At 42.9% G+C, this 4,643-nt stretch carries 8 protein-coding genes; all 8 read right to left on the bottom strand.

Going from position 1 to position 4,643, the window contains the following annotated elements; translation table 11 throughout:
* Positions 1–551: Fe-S cluster assembly ATPase SufC (gene sufC / locus ACLQ6D_RS01940; protein WP_411725573.1), on the bottom strand; the 551-nt coding region annotated here is incomplete at its 3' end.
* Between the two features lie 16 nt (positions 552–567).
* Complete coding sequence (locus ACLQ6D_RS01935; protein ID WP_411725572.1) at positions 568–756, bottom strand: type II toxin-antitoxin system HicA family toxin; 189 nt, start codon at positions 754–756, stop codon at positions 568–570.
* On the bottom strand, positions 753–965 hold the full coding sequence (locus ACLQ6D_RS01930; protein ID WP_411725571.1) for a type II toxin-antitoxin system HicB family antitoxin: 213 nt from the start codon (positions 963–965) through the stop codon (positions 753–755). The genes ACLQ6D_RS01935 and ACLQ6D_RS01930 overlap by 4 nt, the downstream gene beginning before the upstream one ends.
* A 14-nt stretch (positions 966–979) precedes the next feature.
* Positions 980–1,201 carry a type II toxin-antitoxin system HicA family toxin gene (locus ACLQ6D_RS01925; protein ID WP_411725570.1) on the bottom strand — a complete coding sequence of 74 codons (222 nt, stop codon included), beginning with the start codon at positions 1,199–1,201 and terminating at the stop codon, positions 980–982.
* On the bottom strand, positions 1,194–1,418 hold the full coding sequence (locus tag ACLQ6D_RS01920; RefSeq protein ID WP_411725569.1) for a type II toxin-antitoxin system HicB family antitoxin: 225 nt from the start codon (positions 1,416–1,418) through the stop codon (positions 1,194–1,196). Before ACLQ6D_RS01920 ends, ACLQ6D_RS01925 begins: the two co-directional genes overlap by 8 nt.
* 43 nt (positions 1,419–1,461) lie before the next feature.
* A complete protein-coding gene (locus tag ACLQ6D_RS01915; protein WP_411725568.1) occupies positions 1,462–2,337 on the bottom strand; it encodes a type II toxin-antitoxin system HicB family antitoxin in 876 nt (291 codons plus the stop codon).
* 10 nt (positions 2,338–2,347) lie between these two features.
* Positions 2,348–3,796, bottom strand: coding sequence for a Fe-S cluster assembly protein SufB (sufB, locus tag ACLQ6D_RS01910; protein ID WP_411725567.1), 1,449 nt, complete (start codon positions 3,794–3,796; stop codon positions 2,348–2,350).
* Between the two features lie 29 nt (positions 3,797–3,825).
* Positions 3,826–4,275, bottom strand: coding sequence for an SUF system Fe-S cluster assembly regulator (locus ACLQ6D_RS01905; RefSeq protein ID WP_411725566.1), 450 nt, complete (start codon positions 4,273–4,275; stop codon positions 3,826–3,828).
* Between the last annotated feature and the right edge of the window lie 368 nt (positions 4,276–4,643).

Below are 4,643 nucleotides of genomic sequence, written 5' to 3'. Positions count from 1 at the left end.
CGCAGGGCGTCAATATCCAGGCCCGAATCAGTTTCATCTAAAATTGCGATTTCTGGCTTGAGGGTCGCCATTTGCAAAATCTCGGCGCGCTTCTTTTCGCCGCCTGAGAAACCATCGTTCAGGTAACGCCCCGCAAAAGCATGATCCATCTTGAGCATGTCCATCTTTTCCTTAAGTAACTTGCGGAACTCAGGAATGGGCATACCTTTATGTTCAGGGTTGTCTGCGCGAAGACGTGAATTGATGGCTGTGCGCAGGAAGTTCGCCACGGTCACGCCGGGAATCGCTACAGGATACTGAAAAGCCAAAAAGATTCCAGCACGCGAACGTTCATCTGGTTCGAGATCAAGAACATTTTGCCCCTTGAAAATGATCTCTCCCTCAGTTACCTTATAATTGGGATGCCCCATTAATGTGTATGCCAATGTGGACTTGCCCGTCCCGTTCGGCCCCATAATTGCATGGATTTCACCCGCTTTTACGTGCAGGTTAATGCCTTTGAGAATAGGCTTGTCACCTACACTGACGTGGAGGTTTTCTATGTGGAGCATGTTGTTTTTACCTGTGTTATTTAACGGGCTTTACACCCAAGTCTTTACAAATCTTATTCGCTAAAATGTCTTTAATCTCATTATGCCGAGGGACTGCTGAACGTTTATTTTGTTCTGGATTGTGCCACCACGAATGCCGTCCACCTTCCCTTAATAGTTCACAACCATGCGCTTTCAAATATCTGATTAATTCAGATCGTTTCACAGTGCAATAAGCTCTTCTTTATAATGAGTGCCAGCGTTTAATAAGGCTTCTTCACGATTGAAAGCCAAGGCTTCTTGCAAAGTAACTCTTAGACTTTCAATTAATTCATCATGCGACGCTTCCTGACAATTAACCCCAGGGATTTCTTCAATCCAACCTAACCACCAATCGCCGTCTTGTTTGATTACTGCTGTGTATTTGTTATTCATGTTTTAACTTAAAGTTAGTTTTCAAAGATAGAACGTGATAATTGTGCTTGTCTGATAATTGAAGTTAGCGTTCCCGCTTTAATCTCTTTATGTTGTGGAACAGGGACAGTAATCGTGGATGAATTTACTTGCTTTTGCATAATGATGTGACTGCCTTCTTGCCGTACCTGTTCAAAACCTTGTGTTATGAGGATTAGACAAACTTCCTTACCCGATAAAATCCGTAACTTACCCAAAAGCTATATCCATTGAGGAGATATAGGTTTCTCCGTAATAGCGTTGTTTAACTTCTTCCTCAGAAGCGCATTCAAAGAATAGTTCCACTGCTTCTTTGAGATTGCCTTTGGCTTCTTCAATATCTGAACCTTGGCTGGCAATATCTAATTCGGGGCAGAATGACACATAAGCATCGTCTTCTTTGTGGATAATGGCGGTTAATTGTTTATAGTACATAAAGGGTACTCGCTTAAGACATAATCATGATGGGTTTAGAGTTTCATGCCATCTCGTGGTTCTCTAGTTTTTCTATGAATTCGTTCCAAAAATCCTCAATAGCAAAAGCATACTTTCTAATATCATCTTCTTGTAGATAAATATCTTGTCCAGCCATTGGGTTTTGTACTGGCAATCTTTTTCGAGAAAAATTAAAGTCTGGTAACGAATCTATTGACGGATTTTTGAACAAGTCAGGGCGAATCTTCTCAAGTTTTTCTACGCTGTTACCTTCTGCATGTTTCACCGCATTACAAGCATGTCGAAGTTCTTCAAGTATTTTCCATGAACGAAAATTCTCGATCTTTATTTCACTAGTACTAATCAGTACATGTTTATCTTTATTGTAATTAGCTTCATGCCGCCTATCTCTAAGCCAATTTGATACTAAATGACAGAAATGTTGTTCAAATAAATGACGTAATCCAACGCCGTGAAGATTGATTTCTACTTGTTTTACGGCAGAAGTGCGTATGAACCAAGTAACATTTTCATCGTAAGCATATTCAGAATAGCTATCGACCAATAAGTTATCAGCTTCCTCCTGTAGATTATCAAATGCAGGTAAAACTCTTTCAAATAACACTGCACTTAAATGACGAACAGGTGGAATAAAACTTCCAATTAATCCAATTGCCCAACTACCCAATTTTTCTGTTGTTATTGCAATGGCTTTTCTAGCACTTGCTTTAGGTTTTGGAATGCGTCGCCCAAGTTCCCTAGCCGTTTTCATCCATTCGTCAATAGCTTGTTTCGCATTAACAACCGCTTCTTGATAACTCGAACCATCCGCCATACAACCTGCTAATTCTGGCACTTCGGCAATGTAAGCTTGGTCTTCTTCACTCCAGTAAATAATCATTTCGTATTTAGTCATCATTGCCAGACTACTAACCCACTGAACCTTCCAAACTCAACCCCAACAACGCCTGCGCCTCTACCGCAAACTCCATCGGAAGTTCCTTGAACACTGCTTTACAGAAGCCGTTGACTATCATCGACACGGCATCTTCTGCTGATATTCCGCGTTGCTGGCAGAAAAACAATTGGTCTTCGCTGATCTTAGATGTAGTCGCCTCATGTTCGACTTGAGCCGAAGGCTGCCTGACTTCCACATAAGGAAAAGTATGCGCGCCACATTTATCACCAACCAATAAAGAATCACACTGGGTATAGTTGCGCGCATTTTCTGCGCTTTTTAATACCTTGACCAAACCGCGATAGGTATTCTGCCCTTTGCCCGCCGAGATGCCTTTGGAAATAATCGTACTGCGGGTATTTTTACCGATATGGATCATCTTGGTGCCGGTGTCGGCCTGTTGATAATTATTGGTCAGCGCCACGGAATAGAATTCCCCGACGGCGTTGTCTCCGGTCAAAATGCAGCTGGGATATTTCCAGGTAATTGCCGAACCGGTTTCCACCTGCGTCCACGACACCTTGGAATTATCGCCACGGCAATCAGCCCGTTTGGTTACAAAATTATAAATACCGCCTTTACCCTCCTTGTCACCCGGATACCAGTTTTGCACAGTAGAGTATTTAATCGTCGCATCTTTCAGCGCTATCAACTCGACTACCGCCGCATGTAACTGATTTTCATCACGCATCGGCGCGGTACAGCCTTCGAGATAGGATACATGACTGCCTTCATCGGCAATAATCAGCGTTCTTTCAAATTGCCCGGTGTTGGCGGCGTTGATTCTGAAATAGGTTGATAACTCCATCGGACAACGCACGCCTTTAGGAATATAGACAAATGAGCCATCAGTGAATACGGCTGAATTTAAAGCCGCAAAATAATTATCAGTATGCGGCACAACTGAACCCAGATATTGTTTGATCAATTCCGGATGGTCGCGCAAGGCTTCGGAAATCGGGCAAAAAATAACTCCCGCTTCTTTCAGCTTGCCTTTAAACGTAGTCGCCACCGACACGCTATCAAACACCGCATCCACCGCAACACCGGCCAAACGCTCCTGTTCATCCAGAGGAATGCCCAGTTTTTTGTAGGCTTCCAATACTTGCGGGTCGATTTCATCCAGGCTTTTTGGCCCATCTTCCTTGCGTTTTGGCGCAGAATAATAGCTTATAGCTTGATAATCGATTGGATCAAACTTGACGAAAGCCCACTCCGGCGATTTCATGGTTTGCCAGTGCCGAAACGCTTTTAGACGGTATTCCAGCATGAATTCCGGCTCATTTTTGACCTTGGACAACTTATGAATAACAGATTCATCCAAGCCTGGAGGAAAGGTTTCCGTTTCTAAAACGGTGACGAAACCTTGCTTGTAACTTTGGTTTATCAGGTTATTGATTTCTTTGGCACTGGCGGACATAACTAACTCTTAATTTCAATGATATTTATTCAACGATATAAACTGGCAACAGGAATCAGAATTTCTCGTGGTACGTTAACCGGCTTGATCATATCAGCCAGGGTTATCGCCTCCAGGGCATTTTGGATGGCTTGGTTAATCAAACCCCAATTGCCACTGATTCCACAACCCGAAGCCTGTTCACAACCTTCATGGGAAATACTGCACTCGGTCAAGGCAATCGGCCCTTCCAAGGCACTGATAACGTCAGCCACAGAAATTTTTTCAGGTGGTCTAGCCAAGGCATAACCGCCTTTAATCCCTCGTGTTGACACCAGCACCTTGGCATTAACCAATATTTTTAACACTTTGCTGACTGTCGGCAAAGCAATTCCGGTTGCCTCCGCCACACCCATAGCAGAATGCGTTTGCACACTATCTTTCGCCATGTGGCTTAGTATGACCGTTGCGTAGTCAGTTAGTTTGCTTAACCGTAACATGCCCTGCTCCAAGTAATTTAGGACTATTTTAGTCCTATTTAGTTTCAGAGTAAAGCGCTGTCCTGGTGGCAGGTACACCTTTTAATCTCTATTGACCAGAATAACTTCCAAGACCTGTTTTTTAAACGGTTAAGATCACCTAAGAGTTATTTTGTAAATATTTTCCAGAGTAACTATTTAATTTAACTGCAAAAAAATCTCTTGTTCCTATAAAATCTTTACAAATCGCCGCATTATTAGATTATCTGATTACGTAGGACCCACAGCCAATTTTGAAGTCAAAGGCATAAGTGCAAGCCCTTGAAACCAAAGGAGGCGGGAGATGAGCAAAAACAAAGTGCAATACCAAAAAGGTATGGGTTTGCCCG

The organism is Methyloglobulus sp., assembly GCF_046714055.1.
Classification (GTDB): Bacteria; Pseudomonadota; Gammaproteobacteria; order Methylococcales; family Methylomonadaceae; genus Methyloglobulus.
This window is presented reverse-complemented; position numbering and strand designations above follow the sequence as displayed.

Excerpts from the sequence above, each read along its gene's own strand:
- sufB (WP_411725567.1), bottom strand. The coding sequence starts at position 3,796 with ATGTCCGCCAGTGCCAAAGAAATCAATAACCTGATAAACCAAAGTTAC.
- ACLQ6D_RS01915 (WP_411725568.1), bottom strand. The coding sequence starts at position 2,337 with ATGATGACTAAATACGAAATGATTATTTACTGGAGTGAAGAAGACCAA.
- ACLQ6D_RS01920 (WP_411725569.1), bottom strand. The coding sequence starts at position 1,418 with ATGTACTATAAACAATTAACCGCCATTATCCACAAAGAAGACGATGCT.
- ACLQ6D_RS01930 (WP_411725571.1), bottom strand. The coding sequence starts at position 965 with ATGAATAACAAATACACAGCAGTAATCAAACAAGACGGCGATTGGTGG.
- ACLQ6D_RS01905 (WP_411725566.1), bottom strand. The coding sequence starts at position 4,275 with ATGTTACGGTTAAGCAAACTAACTGACTACGCAACGGTCATACTAAGC.